This window comes from Nesterenkonia salmonea, from assembly GCF_005771525.1.
Taxonomy (GTDB): Bacteria; Actinomycetota; Actinomycetes; order Actinomycetales; family Micrococcaceae; genus Nesterenkonia; species Nesterenkonia salmonea.
Genome location: NZ_VAVZ01000007.1, coordinates 39,956 through 56,605 on the forward strand (window position 1 = coordinate 39,956; position 16,650 = coordinate 56,605).

Sequence of the window (16,650 nt, forward strand, 5' to 3'; positions counted from 1 at the left end):
TCCTATGACACAATAGACTGAAGAAAACTGAACACGTTCTGCAGCTACACCTGAGAACAACGAAGTTGTTGGGGGTCAGCAGCGCCGGAAAAATCCGGTGCCGCTGATCCCCAACGTGTTTCTCAGCACCTTTCAGGGTGTTGTGTGGCCGCAGACTCACCTCGAGCCGGAAACGGAAGGAAAAATCTATGGCGACAAAGATCGCAATCAACGGATTCGGACGCATTGGACGCAATGTGCTGCGTGTGTTGGAGGACCAGGGATCCGATTTGGAGCTCGTGGCGATCAACGACCTGACCGATCCGGCAGCTCTGGTGAACCTGACCAAATACGACTCGATCCTGGGTCGCTTCCCAGGTGAGGTGACATTGGACGGCGACTCGCTCGTGATCGGCGAACGTCGGATCAAACTGCTGTCCGACCGTGACCCGGCGAACCTCCCTTGGGGAGATCTCGGCGTCGATATTGTCATCGAAAGCACCGGTTTCTTCGCCACAAAGGAAGCTGCAGGCAAGCACATCGAGGCTGGCGCCAAGAAAGTGATCATCTCTGCGCCCGGTAAGGGAGTAGACGGCACATTTGTCCCCGGCATCAACGAGGACACATACGATCCTGAGAACCACACGGTGATCTCCAACGCCTCCTGCACTACCAACTGCCTGGCACCGCTGGTGAAGGTTCTGAACGACGAATTTGGCATCGTCGAGGGTCTGATGACCACTGTCCATGCCTACACCGGCGATCAGCGGCTGCATGACGCGCCACACAGCGACCCACGCCGGGCTCGCGCCGCCGCTAACAACATGGTCCCGACCTCAACCGGAGCTGCTGCAGCTATCGGGGCTGTGATCCCAGAGGTCGCCGGCAAGCTGGATGGTTTCGCGGTCCGCGTTCCCGTGATTACTGGGTCAGGCACTGACCTCACTGTCACCGTAGCTAAGGACGGGGTGACCACTGACGATGTCAACGCTGCGTTCAAGCGCGCGGCGGAAGGCCCGATGGCTGGGGCTCTGGCCTACAACGAGGACCCCATCGTCTCCTCCGACATCATCGGCGACCCACACGCATCGATCTTTGACGCACCCTTGACCAAAGTCATCGGCCACACCGTCAAGGTCTTCTCTTGGTATGACAACGAGTACGGCTACTCTTCACGACTGGTGAAGATGACCGAACACGTTGCCAGTAAACTCTGAGGAGAGCTAGCCGGGGACCCGGCTCAGCGCGAAGCGATGTGAAGGGAAAGCTCGCGAATTATGACTGCGTCGACTCTCGATGATCTGTTGGCCGAAGGCGTCTCCGGCCGCACTGTCTTGGTCCGGTCTGACCTCAACGTTCCCCTTTCCCAGGGGGACGTGGGGGATGACGGCCGGATTCGTGCCTCACTGCCTGTGCTGGAGAAACTGGCTGCCGCCGGGGCGAAGGTGCTGGTGACTGCTCATCTCGGCAGGCCGAAGGGGGCACCCGATCCGGAGTTCTCTTTGGCGCCAGTAGCAGCCCGTATGGATGAGCTTTCCCGGGTGACAGTCAAGCGTGCCGAAGACCTTGTCGGCGCTGGGGCCCGGACCGCAGTGGACAACCTGAACGCCGGAGAGATCCTGCTTCTGGAGAATGTCCGGTTCGATCCCCGTGAAACGTCCAAGGATGCCAACGCTCGGAACGAGCTCGCCGGGGAACTTGCCGACCTGGCTGGTGAGTCAGGGGCTTTCGTCAACGATGCTTTCGGCGCAGTTCACCGCCAACACGCCTCTGTCTTCGACATCGCAGGGAAGCTTCCGTCGTATCAGGGCGATCTGGTCGCGGCAGAGCTCAAAGTCTTGAAGAAACTCACGCAATCCCCTGACCGTCCCTACACGGTGGTGTTGGGCGGCTCGAAGGTATCTGACAAGATTGCTGTGATTGAAAACCTGATTCCCAAGGCCGATAGTCTCATTATCGGCGGCGGAATGGTGTTCACCCTCGCGAAAGCGATCATGGGCTACGGGATCGGCAAGTCTCTGGTGGAGACCGATCTGCTGAATGACTCGTCCGTGACCGGTCTCATGGAACTGGCCGAGCGTCACGGCACCAAGATTCTCTTCCCGACTGACATGGTGATGGCTTCCAGCTTCGCAGCGGACGCAGAGCATGAGGTCCTTCCCCTTGATGCCCTCGAGTCCGGACCGCACGGCGCTGACGCGCTGGGCCTGGACATCGGCCCAGAGTCTGCAGCGCTATTCGCCGCAGAAATCGCGAGGTCCCATACAGTGTTCTGGAACGGGCCGATGGGAGTATTCGAGATGGAGGCCTTCGCAAAGGGCACTGAGGCGGTGGCTCGAGCACTCACCGAGACGAAAGGGTTCACTGTGGTAGGGGGTGGGGACTCCGCCTCCGCTGTTCGTGCGCTAGGGTTCGACGAATCAGGATTCGGCCATATCTCAACCGGAGGCGGCGCGTCTCTGGAGTATCTTGAGGGAAAGAACCTCCCAGGAATCGACGCTTTAGGAGTAGCATGACCACCACACAGGATGGCGCTTTTGTGCGCCGGCCACTGATCGCCGGCAACTGGAAAATGAATATGGATCATATCCAGGCCATTGCGTTGGTTCAGAAGCTGGCGTGGACCCTTGATGATGCGAGTCACGATTACGATCGTGTCGAGGTGGCAGTGTTCCCGCCCTTCACCGATCTGCGCAGCGTTCAAACACTTGTGGCGGGCGATAAGCTCTCACTTCTCTATGGCGCACAAGATCTCTCCTCGGAGGATTCGGGTGCCTACACGGGGGACATTCCTGGCGCGTTCCTGTCAAAGCTCGGTTGCAGCCAGGTCCTGATTGGGCACTCAGAGCGGCGCGAGATCCACAATGAGGGCGATAACGTCATTCACGCCAAGATCGAAGCGGCTTTACGTCACGGCCTCACACCACTGCTGTGCGTGGGGGAGGGCTTGGAGGTTCGTGAAGCCGGAGAGCACGTCTCGCACACGCTGTCTCAGGTGGAGGCTGCCCTGAAGGGTTTCACCGCCGAAGAGCTCAGTGACTTGGTCATCGCATACGAACCAGTATGGGCCATCGGCACAGGCAAGACAGCAGGACCAGAGGATGCCCAGGAACTGGCCGAGGCCATCCGCGCCAAGCTGGCGGAGCTTTACGACAAAGGATTCGCTGACTCCATCCGTATTCTCTACGGCGGCTCGGTGAAATCCAGCAATGTAGCGTCCATACTAGGCGGCCCGGACGTCGACGGCGCTCTCGTAGGTGGTGCGTCCCTGGACGCCGAGGAGTTCGCCAAAATTGCTCAGTTTGAAAAGCACATCAGCGCATAGTCAAGGTGAGACTCCTGCTAGGCTTGTAGCCGCGCAATTCTGCTGAACGTCCACGAAAGGCCGCATGTGACTGCAATGACCATCGGGCTCCAGGTCGCCCTCCTGGTGATCAGCCTGCTGTTGATCCTCCTCATCCTCCTGCATAAGGGACGCGGAGGCGGCATGTCTGACATGTTCGGAGGCGGAATCACCTCGTCACTGGGCTCATCGGGTGTAGCGGAGCGGAACCTCACCCGGCTCACAATTGTGCTGGGTATTGTATGGGGCCTGATCATCGTGACCTTGGCCCTGCTCATCCAAACAACAGGCTCCTGGTAGGACCTCCTCCAGGCTAAGTCTGGGGGAGCTGTTCAGCTGCGGCCCGGTCCAGGTGCCAGACTGTCTGGTGCGTTCCCCGGGCGTTGGCAGCGGGTACCTCTGAAATATCAGGTGAATCGACAAAAGCTTTGGCTGCAGCATCTGCCTTATCCTGGCCTGCGACTGCCGTCCAGACGCGTTTCGCGGTGTGGACAGCGTCGAAGGTCAGAGTTACGCGCATCGGAGGCCCCAACTGTGGTGGCGCATCGCTTTCACCGGTGGTGCTCTGTCCGGTCACTGACAGGGACTCTTTCCCGGGGAAGAGACTGTTGATGTGGCCATCCGGACCGACTCCCAACAACATGATGTCCATTTCGGGCATGTTGAGCGAGCCGTTGGGACCTTCTATCCCACCTTCGGGAGCGTAGGCTTCCAGTTCCTGGGCGTACATCTCTGCGCCAGCAGCAGGGTGCGCAGCGTCTTCAGAGGTCGGCATCGCATGGATATTCTCTTCCGGCAGTCCGTGCTCGCCAACGAGAGTGTCCAGCAGAGCCTGGCGCGCCTGAGTTTCATTCCTGTCTGTTTCGTCTCGCGGTAGCAGCCGCTCATCACCCCACCAGAAGTGCACCCTGGACCACTCGACGCCGTTTGCGGAGTCCTCGCTGAGCGTATCTGCGACGGCTTTGAGGGTCGCGATTCCTGCACCGCCACCGGTAAGCGAGACATGTGCCAGGTCCTGCTCATCAAGCGTTTCTGTGATGACGGTGAGGAGTTTCTTGGCAATCGCCTGAGTGACGGCCTCTCGGTCATCAAAGATTTCAATCTGAGGCTCTGCTGTCGCAGTGTTCAGTGTGGGTCCCATGTCACCAACCTTGCTCTCGAAGTCATGTGAAGTTCGCTGGTCAGCCTAGGGTCTCAGGCTCAAGGAACCCTCCACGACCGACCATCGCGGCTGAGCAGTTCATGGGCGGAGGCAGGACCCCAGGAACCAGGGATGTACGGCTCGGGATGCTCGTCCATGGCCTCCCAGCGCTGGATGAACGGATCGAGTATCCGCCAGGAAAGCTCGACTTCCCGATGCCGCGGGAACAGCGGGGGTTCACCCAGGAGCACGTCGAGGATGAGTCGCTCGTAAGCTTCCGGGGATTCTTCCGTGAAAGATCGGCCATAGCTGAAGTCCATGTCGACGTCGCGGATTTCCATCCCGGTCCCTGGCACTTTGGACGCCAGCCGCAACGTCGCCCCTTCATTGGGTTGGATCCGGATGATCAGCGCGTTCTGACCGAACTGATTCTCATCGGCTTCAGTAAAGAGCAGGTTAGGAGCTCTCTTGAACATCACAACAATCTCTGTGACACGCTTGCCCAGGCGTTTTCCGCTGCGCAGGTAGAACGGAACGCCGTCCCATCGTCGTGTATGGATGTCCAACTTGAACGCGGCGTAGGTTTCCGTGGTCGACGCAGGATCGAAACCCTCTTCCTGCAGGAATCCCACAACGTCGGCACCGTCTTGAGTGCCGGCGTCGTACTGTCCGCGGGCACTGGCCGCTCCGAGGTCGGTGGGCACATGCACGGCCTCCAAAACCTTTTCCTTCTCCCGTCGGAGGTGATCGGCGTCGAAGCTGATGGGCTCCTCCATGGCTGTGAGCGCGAGCAGTTGTAGGAGGTGGTTCTGGATGACGTCACGAGCTGCGCCGACGCCGTCGTAGTAGCTCGCTCTGCCTTCAATCCCGATATCCTCAGCCATCGTGATCTGGACATGATCGATGTGCTGGTTGTTCCACAGGGGCTCAAACAGTCGGTTGGCGAATCGCAAGGCTAGGAGATTCTGTACCGTCTCTTTACCCAAATAATGGTCGATCCGGAAGACATCGTTCGAAGCGAATACACGCTCGACAGCCTGATTCAGCTCGTGCGCTGAGCATTCATCATGGCCGAAGGGCTTCTCAATGATGACCCGTGACCATGGATCTTCAGGTGACTGTGAGCGGCGAGCCAGCCCATGACTGGAGAGCTTCTGACAGACCATCTCAAAAGAGTTGGGGGGAATGGACAGGTAGAAGGCGTGGTTGCCTCCGGTGCCGCGTTCATCTTGAAGGTCGACCAGAACCTGACCTAAGCGCTGGTAGGCGTCGTCGTCTTCGAAACCATCAGCCTGGATGAATCTCAGCCCTGCGGCGAGCTTCTCCCACACATTTTCATGGAAGTCGGTCCGAGCGCGCTCTTGGACGTGCCCCTTGACCTGACGTGCGAACTCAGCATCGTCCCAGTCGCGCCGACCGAAGCCGACCAGGCTGAAGCTTTCAGGCAGACGGCCGCGGTTGGCAAGGTCATAGAGCGCGGGGAGGAGCTTCTTCCGCGCCAGGTCTCCGGTCACACCGAACATGACCATTGCGCAATCGCCTGCAGGCCGTGATCCATTGCTCGAGCCGCGTCCGGTTCGTGTGCTGCGCGCTAGGGCAGGTGCTAGGGGATCTCCGTGAACGCCGCGGCTCATGAGGCTAGGTTCGCGATCGCGTCGAGAACTTGCGCAATACCAGCCTCACGGTCACTGAGGTGCAGCTGCAGCACTGGCCTTCCGTGATCCGCCAGCACTTTCGCGTCACCGCTGGCTTGAGCGGCTATGAGCTCACTGAGTGTGAATGGCCTTTCCGGCACGCTGACGTCCTCAGCGGCAGAAGTTGTGATCTGGAGGAAAGCACCTACGGCGGGGCCACCTTTGTGGAACTGCCCTGTGGAGTGCAGGAACCTTGGTCCCCAGCCGAAGGTAACGGGTCGACCACACACTGCGGAGAGCTGCGGTCGCAGTTCCTCCAGATGGCTTTCAGAGATCCGGTCGAGATAGGCCATCACTGCGAGGTAACCATTTTCCGGCACGCGGTCCAGCAACGCCTTCACCGCCTCGGTGACAGTCGCATCAGAGGCGGAGACCAGACTGTCGTCTCCAGAAGAGCGGATCTCGACCGCCTGGTCGATGGCGGGTTCACTGGAAGCGGGGGCGGGGGAGTCGAGCATGCCCCGTGCCGCGACCTTCGCCGACTCCACGTCTGGTTGGTCGAAGGGATTGATGCCGAGGAGGGACCCGGCAACAGCTGTGGCGACTTCCCAGAGCAGGAACTGCGCGCCCAGGCTTCCTCCCGTGCGTACCACATGTGGGGAGACCACGATATCTGTCGGGTCTGCGTCCACCGAGGCGCCTTCTTCTTCGTCTGCATCAACGATCTGGACAATCAAGGCGTCGTCGGCATCGCGGGTCAACTCGGGTTCACCGTCAGCGACGATGACCGGAAGAAGGCCGGTTCCTTCTTTGCCGGTGGACTCCGCGACGAGCTGTTCAATCCATGCTCCTAGGCCCACCAGAGGAGACCCATCGTCAGCGATGATGAGCTTGTCTCGCAAGGGTGAGGTGCCGCCGATAGCTGCTCCCAACTGAAGACCTGGGTTGGCGGCGTCGTCCTCAATAAGAAGGTCTATGGCGCTTTCAGCCTCGTCCAAGAGACCAGCGATATCTGCCCCAGCTAATCCCGCAGGTACAAGGCCAAAAGCGGTCAGGGCGGAGTAACGGCCACCGACCGAGGGGTCGGCCTCGAAGACAGCTCGAACTCCCTGTTCACGTGCCTGCTCGTTCATGGGCGAACCAGGATCTGTGACAACCACAGTGCGGCTGAAGGGATCGATGCCTGCCTCGTGGAAAGCGTGTTGGACGATTCGGCGCTGTGAGTCCGTCTCAACGGTTGAACCGGACTTCGAAGCGACGACGAGCACGCTGCGCTGGAGGTTGTTCAACGCGGCAGCGACCTGCTGGGGATCCGTCGAATCGAGGACCACCAAGTCGACCCCGGAGGAAGCGCAAATGACTTCGGGGGCGAGTGATGAGCCCCCCATGCCAGCGAGCACTACTCGGTCCACCCCTTCAGCGGCTAGTTCCTGGCGCAGCTGAACGATCGTCTCCACCAGCGGGCGTGAGGATTCGAAAGGGGACACCCAGCCGAGTCGCTGGGCGGCTTCGTCTTCCGCAGCTTGGCCCCAGAGGGTGTGATCCTTGGCGGCGAGCCGTGAGGCGAACTCGTGATCAACGAGTCCCGGCACCTGGGCATCGGACGCCTCCCGTGCGGCACCAATCAAGGTCAGCGACAACGAACTCATCTGGGTGTTCCCTTCTGTCCAAATTCCTACGGCGGGGAGGCCCGCGCGCATCTTCTCCATGTGCGGGGCTGACCTTTCCAAGGTGCCCCGCACATGCTTCAGTAGAACTACTTTTGGCGCTTCAGACCCTCGTCGATAGTGCTGAGCAGCCCTTCCCAGGACTTGTCGAACTTCTCCAGGCCCTCGTTTTCCAGAGCGTCGACGACGTCACGGTAGGTGATGCCGGCGGCAGAGATGCCGTCGAGCACGCGATTGGACTCTACGTAGGTGTCCGTCATGGTGTCTCCATCGACTTCGCCGTGGTCGGCCAGAGCGTTGAGTGTCTTCTCCGGCATGGTGTTGACGACTCCAGCTGCGGCGAGTTCAGTGACGTAGAGCGTGTCAGACAGGCTCGGATCTTTCGTCCCGGTTGATGCCAGAAGAAGTCGCTGCGGCCTGCCTCCTCGCTCGCCAAGGAGCCTCCACCGTTCAGAGCTGAACGACTCTGAAGCGATCTGGTGCGCTAGCCGTGCATTGGCAATGGCGGCCTTGGACTTCAGCTTCTCGGTCCCGGGCTTGCCTTCTTCAGCTGCCAGTTCCAGACGCTTGTCCACTTCACTGTCTACTCGCGAGACGAAGAAACTTGCGACTGAGTGAATCTTGGAGATGTCGAGTCCATCGGTGTGAGCTTTTTCAAGGCCCAGCATGAAGGCGTTGATGACAGCGCGGTAGCGTTCCAGCGAAAACACCAGTGTGACGTTGACACTGATTCCTTCAGAGATCACTGCGGCGATAGCCTCGATGCCCTCAACTGTTGCGGGGATCTTGATCATCACGTTTTCGCGGCCGACAGCCTCGTAGAGGCGCTTGGCCTCTGCGATGGTGGAATCCGCGTCGCGAGCCATACGCGGGTCAACTTCGATCGAGACTCGTCCGTCGATGCCGCCGGAGGCAGCGTAGGTCTCTGCGAACACGTCACAGGCTTCCCGGACATCTGAAGTGGTGATTTCGAAGACTGCCTGCTCCGCGTCGGCGCCCTTCGATGCAAGCTCTGCTAGCTGCTGTTCGTATGCGTCTCCGGACCCGACGGCGGATTCAAAGATGGTCGGGTTAGTGGTCACACCCACGACGTGGTGAGTCTCGATGAGTTTGGCCAGTGAGCCAGAGTTGAGTCGCTCCCGGGATAGGTCGTCCAACCAGATGGACACTCCCACGTCGGAGAGCGCTTTAGTGCGGGGATTGCCAGTTGTGGCGTGTGTTTCGGCGGTCATGATGTGCTCCTTGATCAGAAGGTCTTGAAGGTTCAGTTCTTGGCGGCGCTGATGGAGTCCTCAGCCGCAGCTGCGACACCATCGGCGGTAATGCCGAACTGTTCGTAGAGCTCCTTGTAGTCGGCTGAGCCACCGAAGTGGTCAAGGCCCACAATCCGGCCTGCATCACCGACGTACTGATACCAACTCAGGGGGTGGGCCGCTTCCACAGCCACGCGGGCCTTCACCGCCGATGGCAGGACAGACTCTCGGTAAGTGGCGTCCTGTTCAGCGAACCATTCCATGCATGGGGCAGAGACGACCCGTGCAGCGATGCCTTTGGAAGCGAGGCTCTCACGAGCATCAACGGCAAGTGCGACCTCGGAGCCGGTGCCGATAAGGATAACGTCGGGTTCGACGACAACCCCGTCGCGGACGGCCTCGGCCAGCACATAGGCGCCCTTGGCTGCACCTTCGACCGATCCGAACTCGTCGGCATTCGCCGCACTGGCGCCGCGTGCGAAAGTAGGCACACCCTGACGAGTGAGGGCGATACCAGCGGGCCTGTCGGCGCGCTTGAGGACTTCACGCCACACAAGGGCGACCTCATTGGCATCAGCCGGACGAGTGACGTCCAGGCCGGGAATGGCCCGAAGGCTGGCGAGCTGCTCCACCGGCTGGTGAGTAGGTCCATCCTCGCCGAGTCCGATCGAATCGTGAGTCCAGACAAAGATTGAGCCGATCCCCATGAGCGCTGCTAGACGCACCGCGGGACGCTGGTAGTCCGAGAAAATGAGGAACGTGCCGTTGTATGTCCTCAGCGGCACCGACAACTGGATGCCGTTGGTGATGGCGGCCGCCGCGTGTTCCCGAACTCCGAAGTGGAGGTTCCGGCCAAACGGCTGTGCGGAGAATTTTCCTGTGGACCAAGTCTTGGGACCGAAAGAATCCTCACCGGCGATGAGTGTGTTGTTCGACCCAGCCAGGTCCGCTGAACCGCCCCAGAGTTCGGGAAGCAGTGGTGCCACAGCGTTGATCACTTTGCCGGAAGCGGCCCGGGTGGCGACGGCGTCGCCAGCCGGGAATTCGGGAAGACTGTCTTCCCATCCTTCCGGAAGCTCGCCGGCTGTCAGGCGGTCGAACAACGCCGCGGCGTCACTGTTGTTGTCTCTCCAGCTTGCATACGTCTTTTCCCACTCCGCGCGGGCCTCAGAGCCGCGTTCACTCACCCTTCGAGCGTGGGCGATGATGTCTTCATCAACGTGGAAGTGCTGTTCAGCGTCGAATCCGAGGAATTCCTTGGTGGCGGCCAGCTCTTCTTCCCCGAGTTTAGAGCCGTGAATGCCGCCGGTGTTCTGCTTACCCGGAGCAGGCCAACCAATGACGGTTCGCAGAGCGATCAGTGAAGGTTTGGAGGTCTCTTCGCGGGCGGCGGTGAGCGCCCTGCTGAGCTCGTCGACATCTTCTGAATAGTTGCCGGTTTTCAACCAGTCAACCCGCTGCACATGCCAACCATAGGCTTCATAGCGGGCCATTACGTCTTCTGTGAAGGCGATGTCAGTATCGTCTTCGATGGAAATTTTGTTGTCGTCCCAGATGACATTGAGGTTGCCGAGCTGCTGGTGGCCGGCCAATGATGAGGCCTCGGAGGTGACGCCCTCCTGCAGGTCACCGTCGGAAGCGATCACCCAGACGTTGTGATCGAACGGAGAAGTCCCGGCATCCGCCTCGGGGTCCAACAGGCCGCGCAGGCGACGTTGACCGTACGCGAAGCCTACAGAGGAGGCAAGACCTTGGCCCAGCGGACCGGTGGTGATCTCAACACCGTCAGTGTGACCGTACTCGGGATGACCCGGTGTCTTCGAACCCCAAGTGCGCAGAGCCTGAATGTCTTCCAGCTCAAGTCCGTAGCCGGAAAAGTAGAGCTGGAGGTAGAGAGTCAGGCTTGAGTGGCCTGGTGACAGGATGAAACGGTCCCGACCGATCCACTCGGGATCCGAGGGGTCATGCCGCATGACCTTCTGGAACAGCAGGTACGCCGCTGGTGCCAGCGACATGGCGGTACCCGGGTGGCCGGATCCTACTCTTTCAACTGCATCGGCGGCAAGCACCCGCAGAGTATCCACGGCCTTCTTGTCTAGGTCGGTGAAGATTTCGGTCACTGTGAGTGTCCTCCAAGCGGTGATGTGTCTCTACAAAAGGGGCTTACAAGGAGGCACGCCCTTGTGCCGCATCTCACTCCACCCTACCGGGGGGAGTGGATTTAGTCGTGTCTTGCGTCTAAGCCGAGGGCGTAGGCGACTAGTTCCAAACTGCGGTGCCTGATCACCAAGTCCGCGTGGTCAATCAACGCTGGCTTGGCACAGAATGCGATGCCCACCCCTGCTGTCCTTACCATATCCGCATCGTTGGCTCCATCGCCCACTGCGACCACATTCTGAACATTTATGCCGCTGCGCTTTCCCCATTCCAGCAGGCGCTGGCGCTTGATCTGTGGGTCAACCACCTGCCCGACGGTCCGCCCGGTGAGCCGTCCGTTCGTGATTTCTAGCGTGTTGGCATCAAAGTCCGTGAGGTCGAGGTCAGCCGCCAGTGGCTTGAGGATCTGCTGAAATCCACCCGATACGGCATAGACCGGCCACTGGCGGCCGAGCCAGGAGCGGATAAGTTCATGTGCGCCCGCGGTCGCGGTTAGGGCGCGGTACGTTTCGTGAAGGACTGTGTCCTTCAGCCCGGCCAAAGTCTGAACGCGTGCGTGAAGACTCTGCGTGAAATCCAGTTCACCGCGCATCGCCCGCTCTGTGACGTTCGACACGTCCTCTGCTGTGCCGGCGAACTCGGCCAGGAGGTCGATGACCTCCTGATCAATCAGAGTGGAGTCCACGTCCATGATGAGCATCAGGGGGCCTCGCGGGCGCTGAGCAGCGGAGAGAACAGTGCTCGTGACAGCGGAGACGGGGAGCTGTTCTGCGGCGTCGTCGAGCAGTGAACTGACCAGTTGAGTACCGAAAGTGTCGTCAGAATTGGAGAGCTCCAGACACCACCGGACGGCCTTCACGGTGCTCGAGGCAGTGGGGAACTCAGTGGCCTCCACCCGAAGCACGGTTCCGCGGCGCTCAAAGTCGGCGGTCAGGGAGCGGACGAGGGCGCCGTCGAGTTCTTCGGCGGCGATCATAGCAACAGTTCCAGGAGGCAGATCAGTCATAGCGAGTCTCACCCTATAACCGCTCGGGCGGTTCGGTAGGGTTAGGCGCATGAGTCCAGTGCTGAATCTTTCGGGTGTCACCGTGCGACGTGGCCGCAAGTTACTCCTCGACGATGTGAACTTTCGGATTGACGACGGACAGCGCTGGGTCATTCTGGGCCCAAATGGTGCAGGTAAGACGACCTTGCTGCAGATCGCCTCCGCAAGGCTGTTCCCCACCAATGGTCACACCCAAATTCTCGACGAGACGCTCGGCGGTGTAGACGTCTTCGAACTCAGACCGCGCATTGGATTGTGCTCAAACTCCGTCGCCCATACCTTGCCGGGCCGGGAAACGGCCCTCAACGTGGTGGTGACTGCCGCCTATGGTGTGACTGGCCGGTGGCGTGAGGAGTACGAAAGGCTCGATGAGCGCCGGGCATTCGCACTGCTGAATACATGGGGAGTCGGGACAGTGTTCGATCGGCCATTCGCGACTCTCAGTGAAGGTGAACGGAAGCGGGTCCAGATCGCCCGTGCGCTGATGACTGACCCTGAGCTGCTTCTGCTGGACGAGCCCGGAGCGGGACTGGACCTAGCGGGTCGGGAGGCGTTGGTGGCGCGCACCTCGGAGCTCGTCCAAGATGAGTCGGCCCCGGCGACGGTTCTCGTCACTCACCATTTGGAGGAGATTCCGCCGGGGTTCACCCACGTGTTGCTCCTGCGCGACGGGAAAGTGGTGTCAGCGGGTCCCATAGGGGACACTCTCACCTCGGATAATCTCAGCGCCACTTTCGACATGCCATTGGACCTCACAGAACGTGACGGTCGCTACAGTGCCTTTATGAAGAGCTGACAGCGTGGAAGCGATACTCGAATTCGAACTGCATGACCTGGGTATTGGTCTGCTACTGCTCATCTTCGTTGCGGCGATTTGGGCGGGATCTATCAACACGGTCGTCGGGTCCGGAACCCTGGTGACCTTCCCGGTTCTGGTGGCCATGGGTGTGCCTCCAGTGTCGGCGACGGTCTCGAACGCCATGGGTCTTATCGCTGGCAACTTCACCGGAGCCTGGGGCTACCGGAGGGAAATCGTTCAGGTTAAGTCGGTGCTTAAGCGGCTTATTCCGGCATCATTCCTGGGTGGCGTTATAGGTGCCACGTTGCTGATCACTCTCCCGGAGGAAGTTTTCGGCACTGTTGCACCGGTATTGATCGTGATCTCATTGGCCATGGTGCTCGCACAGCCTCGGCTTGCGGCCTGGGTCAAGCGCCGAGCTGCCGAACGCACCGAAGACTCTGATCCGAGTACGCCGCAGCCTGAGGATGACGCTGACATTGTGGCGAAAAAGGCGGCTGATTCCGTCGGTTGGCCGTTGGTTTTTTTGGTGTTCCTCGCGGGGATCTACGGCGGATATTTCGTTGCCGCGCAGGGCATCCTCCTCATGGGCATTTTGGGTGTTCTCTTGGCTGCCACCATTCAGCAGGCAAACGGCGTCAAGAACCTCTTGGTGGCTTTCGTCAACCTCACCGCGGCGGTGAGCTATGTGGTGGTTGACTATCTGATTCGTGACCCAGATGACCGCGTGATCCTGTGGGGCGTGGTGGCCATCATTGCCGTCGGATCGACTCTTGGAGGATTCATAGGAGCTTGGGTGGGCCGCAGGCTGTCCCCAGTTGTTCTCCGGTCTGTCATCATCACATTAGGACTCGTCGCGCTGGCAGTCATGCTCCGCAATCTCTTCCTGTGATGATCCAGGTCGAGTGTTCCCAAGGTGCCCGCTGTGGGCTCTTCCAGCGCTGAGCTGTCACTGATCCCCGGCTGACGTCATGGAGTTTCTTCTCTTGACCAAGTCCGGACGAATCCAATGATCAGGCGCGAACCTGGGTTCGCGGCAACCATGCCGTCAGAGTAGCTGGAGAGTTGGCCCGTAAGGAGCCTGCTGAGATGGCAGTGGCCTTCCGCTTGTTGGATCAGGTCCCGGCGAAGATCGCTTCGCGTCTTGAGCATGCACTGTCTGCGGAGCAGAGGAAGGCGACGACTGAACTCCTGGGGTATGAATCGTGCACTGCTGGCCGACTCATGGTTCCAGCGGCAGTGACATTGGCGCCCGAGCGGACGCGCGAAGAGACGATAGGCAAACTGGGAGGGTTGTCAGCCCCGTCGCATGACTATTCGCAGTTGTCGGTCACGGATGGTCAGCGCAAACTCGTCGGGGTGGTCTCGCTCAGTGACATCGTCACCAGTGACGACGGTATTCAGGTGAGGGGCCTTATGTCCTCTGATGTCTACAGCGTCTCAGCTCACGAGGATCAGGCAGTGGCCGCGCGCCTGCTTCAAGAAGCCGATTTGCTAGCGCTCCCTGTGGTGGACGGGGAGAAACGAGTTATTGGCATAATCCCCATCGACGATGCCATGGAGGTCCTCGAAGAGGAAGGGACCGAGGACGCCCACCGATCTGGTAGTGCTGAGCCCATCCTGAAGCCGTATCGGTCCGCTACTGTGTTCGGTCTGGCTCGCAGTCGGTTTCCCCGTCGCCGCGATCTTCTATGGCACGGCTATCGGGATGATTATCTCCCTGACTCTGCTCGTGATCTGCTTGTGGGCATCATCGGTAGGAGGTATCTTGCCTCTGGTCGCCACCAAGCTACGTATCGACCCCGCGGTGTTCTCGGCTCCTGTCATCACCACGCTGGTCGACGCTACGGGTCTTGTCCGCATTCGGATGTGGAGTGCTCATTGGTTTCGAGCGTCAATTGAGGGCGCGCTCGGCTGGTCTGCTCATCAACACGTTGGTGTGCGTGGGGGCGTGTCTGTTCGTGCTTTTGAGCTCACCCACATCTGGCGATGTTTCGCCTAGCCCAGTGGCGGCGCAAGTGGTCTCAGGGGTGGGGTTTCTCGGCGCCGGGGTCATCACTAAAGATGGGGCGAGCCTTCGCGGCATTAGTATGGCAGCGACATTGTGGGGTTCCGGTGCGGTCGGGCGCCTCATGTGGAGGGAGGGGGATGTACATACCTGCCGTCGCAGGAGTGCTCGCTAACGTCACTACGAACGCGCTATTGCAGCCGGTAGTTCGCCGTGTAGAACGTAATGTTCCGGAAGATCAGACACAGAACCAGCCCGTGGACTTACGAGTTCACGGTCGTCTGCCACGACGCCGACGAAGCCCATATTCGTGCGCTTATCGTCCAGTCGATTTCATCTCCAGGGAGTGTATTCCGAAGATCTTGAGGGAACTAACGGTGTGGAGGTGCGGCCGCTGCTGACCACAGGCAAACTGGACGACGCGGTATTTGAGAACACTGTCAGCAGGCTCGGCCTGGAGCGTGGAGTGACGGCGGTGCCGTGGGGGCGCTTCCCCATCATGACGCTGAGTTGTAGCGGGCTGGCGGATGAGGGGTGCCTGTTGGAATAGGTGGGCTCCGAGTCGAAAGATTTCTCAATCTTTCGCGAGTGGCCTCGGCCCTGTGGGAACAGGCAACCGCACTGTCTCCGGTGGCTGTTCGCGGTTCTCAACGCGCCACAGGAGTCTCGCGGAGGCCTTTCGCCCAAGGAGAACGCCGTCGACGTCAATGGTTGCCAGGTCCTTCTGTCCTAGTGCCTCGGCAATGTCGTGCTCAGAGGTGACCACGGGGACTGAACTGGGGTCCTTAGTCAATAGCCGGTACTGAAGCCCCAATCCCAATGCTGTGGCGTAAGGGATCACCGCAGTTGCTTTCGAATCTCGCAGGTCATTGGCTGCGGCAATTCCTGCAGAAAAAGTAGAGCTGTAAGGACCGTAGACTTCGACCGTGGCGCTAAGAGAAGTAGCCACCTGCATGACGCTGCGTTGCCGGTGGGGATCCATCCAAGAACCCGGTGGACCGCCGAGGTAAGCCAAAGTGTGGTGCCCAGATCCAATGAGGTACTCAGTGACGGACTCGAAGGCAGCCGGAGTGTCAGCGATGACTGCATCCAGTCCGGGTACCTCTCGGTCGATCAGCACTGTTGGCTTCGCTTCTGCGACTTCACGAATGAGAGAGTCGCTGCCCTGTGGTCCTGCCAGGATGAGGCCATCGACTTGTTGACCTAATCGGAGAACCGAACGGACATCAGGCAGCGTCTCGAAGCGGTGTACCGCAACTGTGAGCTGAAGGCCGTGCTCCTGAACCAGCTGCTGAGCGCCAGAGATCACTGGTGTGAAGTATCGGTTGTCCAACGTCGGGACGACCAGAGCAATGATGCCAATCCGGCCACGTGCCAGCTGCCGGGCAGCGACGTTGGGGACGAAGCCAAGCTTCTGTGCGGCGAGGCGAACTCTTTCCGCCGTGACTTGCGAGACTGCCTCAGGGTGACTGAAGACACGGGAAGCCGTCGCCTTGGACACCTTCGCCAAAGTGGCTACGTCTGCCAGCGTCGTCATAGCCACCTCGTTCTCTTCAATTGGTAGACAACACTCTAAGGCTACTGGAGCCCACTATGAAAGCGGTTACAAATGAGGACCAGTCGA

16 protein-coding genes and 1 pseudogene are annotated in these 16,650 nt (G+C 59.9%); 10 read left to right on the forward strand and 7 right to left on the reverse strand.

The genetic code is table 11. The annotated features are described in order from the left end of the window. Positions 1–188 precede the first annotated feature (188 nt). The 4 genes from gap to secG all read left to right on the forward strand — a co-directional run bounded on the left by gap (position 189) and on the right by secG (position 3,622). A complete protein-coding gene (gene gap / locus FEF26_RS03765) occupies positions 189–1,196 on the forward strand; it encodes a type I glyceraldehyde-3-phosphate dehydrogenase (protein ID WP_138252212.1) in 1,008 nt (335 codons plus the stop codon). A gap of 60 nt (positions 1,197–1,256) precedes the next feature. Continuing rightward, positions 1,257–2,495 (forward strand): phosphoglycerate kinase, encoded by a 1,239-nt coding sequence (locus FEF26_RS03770; RefSeq protein ID WP_138252213.1) that lies wholly within the window; start codon positions 1,257–1,259, stop codon positions 2,493–2,495. Beyond that, positions 2,492–3,304 carry a triose-phosphate isomerase gene (gene tpiA, locus FEF26_RS03775; RefSeq protein ID WP_138252214.1) on the forward strand — a complete coding sequence of 271 codons (813 nt, stop codon included), beginning with the start codon at positions 2,492–2,494 and terminating at the stop codon, positions 3,302–3,304. Before FEF26_RS03770 ends, tpiA begins: the two co-directional genes overlap by 4 nt. 75 nt (positions 3,305–3,379) lie before the next feature. Continuing rightward, positions 3,380–3,622, forward strand: a complete 243-nt coding sequence (gene secG, locus FEF26_RS03780) for a preprotein translocase subunit SecG (RefSeq protein WP_202922934.1) — start codon at positions 3,380–3,382, stop codon at positions 3,620–3,622. 13 nt (positions 3,623–3,635) lie between these two features. Here secG and pgl read toward each other — a convergent pair whose 3' ends face one another. The 6 genes from pgl to serB all read right to left on the reverse strand — a co-directional run bounded on the left by pgl (position 3,636) and on the right by serB (position 12,180). Further along, positions 3,636–4,463 carry a 6-phosphogluconolactonase gene (gene pgl, locus FEF26_RS03785; RefSeq protein WP_138252215.1) on the reverse strand — a complete coding sequence of 276 codons (828 nt, stop codon included), beginning with the start codon at positions 4,461–4,463 and terminating at the stop codon, positions 3,636–3,638. A gap of 59 nt (positions 4,464–4,522) precedes the next feature. After that, complete coding sequence (zwf, locus tag FEF26_RS03790; protein ID WP_138252216.1) at positions 4,523–6,097, reverse strand: glucose-6-phosphate dehydrogenase; 1,575 nt, start codon at positions 6,095–6,097, stop codon at positions 4,523–4,525. Next, the gene (locus FEF26_RS03795; protein ID WP_138252261.1) at positions 6,094–7,746 is read right to left on the reverse strand and encodes a glucose-6-phosphate isomerase; all 1,653 of its coding nucleotides are present in this window, start codon (positions 7,744–7,746) and stop codon (positions 6,094–6,096) included. The genes zwf and FEF26_RS03795 overlap by 4 nt, the downstream gene beginning before the upstream one ends. 107 nt (positions 7,747–7,853) lie before the next feature. Then, positions 7,854–8,996, reverse strand: a complete 1,143-nt coding sequence (gene tal / locus FEF26_RS03800) for a transaldolase (protein ID WP_138252217.1) — start codon at positions 8,994–8,996, stop codon at positions 7,854–7,856. Between the two features lie 32 nt (positions 8,997–9,028). After that, the gene (gene tkt, locus FEF26_RS03805) at positions 9,029–11,137 is read right to left on the reverse strand and encodes a transketolase (protein ID WP_243730396.1); all 2,109 of its coding nucleotides are present in this window, start codon (positions 11,135–11,137) and stop codon (positions 9,029–9,031) included. A 101-nt stretch (positions 11,138–11,238) separates the two neighbouring features. After that, positions 11,239–12,180: a phosphoserine phosphatase SerB gene (gene serB, locus FEF26_RS03810; protein ID WP_166432906.1), complete on the reverse strand. Its 942-nt coding sequence runs from the start codon at positions 12,178–12,180 to the stop codon at positions 11,239–11,241. A 49-nt stretch (positions 12,181–12,229) separates the two neighbouring features. Here serB and FEF26_RS03815 point away from each other — a divergent pair, with 49 nt between their 5' ends. The 6 genes and pseudogenes from FEF26_RS03815 to FEF26_RS15880 all read left to right on the forward strand — a co-directional run bounded on the left by FEF26_RS03815 (position 12,230) and on the right by FEF26_RS15880 (position 15,576). Then, the gene (locus tag FEF26_RS03815; RefSeq protein WP_138252220.1) at positions 12,230–13,015 is read left to right on the forward strand and encodes an ABC transporter ATP-binding protein; all 786 of its coding nucleotides are present in this window, start codon (positions 12,230–12,232) and stop codon (positions 13,013–13,015) included. A 4-nt stretch (positions 13,016–13,019) separates the two neighbouring features. Then, entirely contained in the window at positions 13,020–13,910 is an 891-nt protein-coding gene (locus FEF26_RS03820; RefSeq protein ID WP_243730397.1) for a sulfite exporter TauE/SafE family protein, read from the forward strand. A gap of 332 nt (positions 13,911–14,242) precedes the next feature. Beyond that, positions 14,243–14,578: pseudogene (locus tag FEF26_RS16350) on the forward strand (CBS domain-containing protein); the annotation flags it as partial. A gap of 124 nt (positions 14,579–14,702) precedes the next feature. Further along, positions 14,703–15,020: a magnesium transporter gene (locus tag FEF26_RS16355; protein WP_424991721.1), complete on the forward strand. Its 318-nt coding sequence runs from the start codon at positions 14,703–14,705 to the stop codon at positions 15,018–15,020. Beyond that, on the forward strand, positions 14,917–15,201 hold the full coding sequence (locus tag FEF26_RS16360; protein ID WP_424991722.1) for an MgtC/SapB family protein: 285 nt from the start codon (positions 14,917–14,919) through the stop codon (positions 15,199–15,201). Before FEF26_RS16355 ends, FEF26_RS16360 begins: the two co-directional genes overlap by 104 nt. A 135-nt stretch (positions 15,202–15,336) precedes the next feature. Continuing rightward, positions 15,337–15,576 carry a hypothetical protein gene (locus FEF26_RS15880; protein WP_341805137.1) on the forward strand — a complete coding sequence of 80 codons (240 nt, stop codon included), beginning with the start codon at positions 15,337–15,339 and terminating at the stop codon, positions 15,574–15,576. A gap of 24 nt (positions 15,577–15,600) precedes the next feature. On the opposite strand, the gene FEF26_RS03840 is transcribed toward FEF26_RS15880, so the two are convergent. Further along, positions 15,601–16,563 carry a LacI family DNA-binding transcriptional regulator gene (locus tag FEF26_RS03840; RefSeq protein ID WP_138252223.1) on the reverse strand — a complete coding sequence of 321 codons (963 nt, stop codon included), beginning with the start codon at positions 16,561–16,563 and terminating at the stop codon, positions 15,601–15,603. Positions 16,564–16,650: the final 87 nt, after the last annotated feature.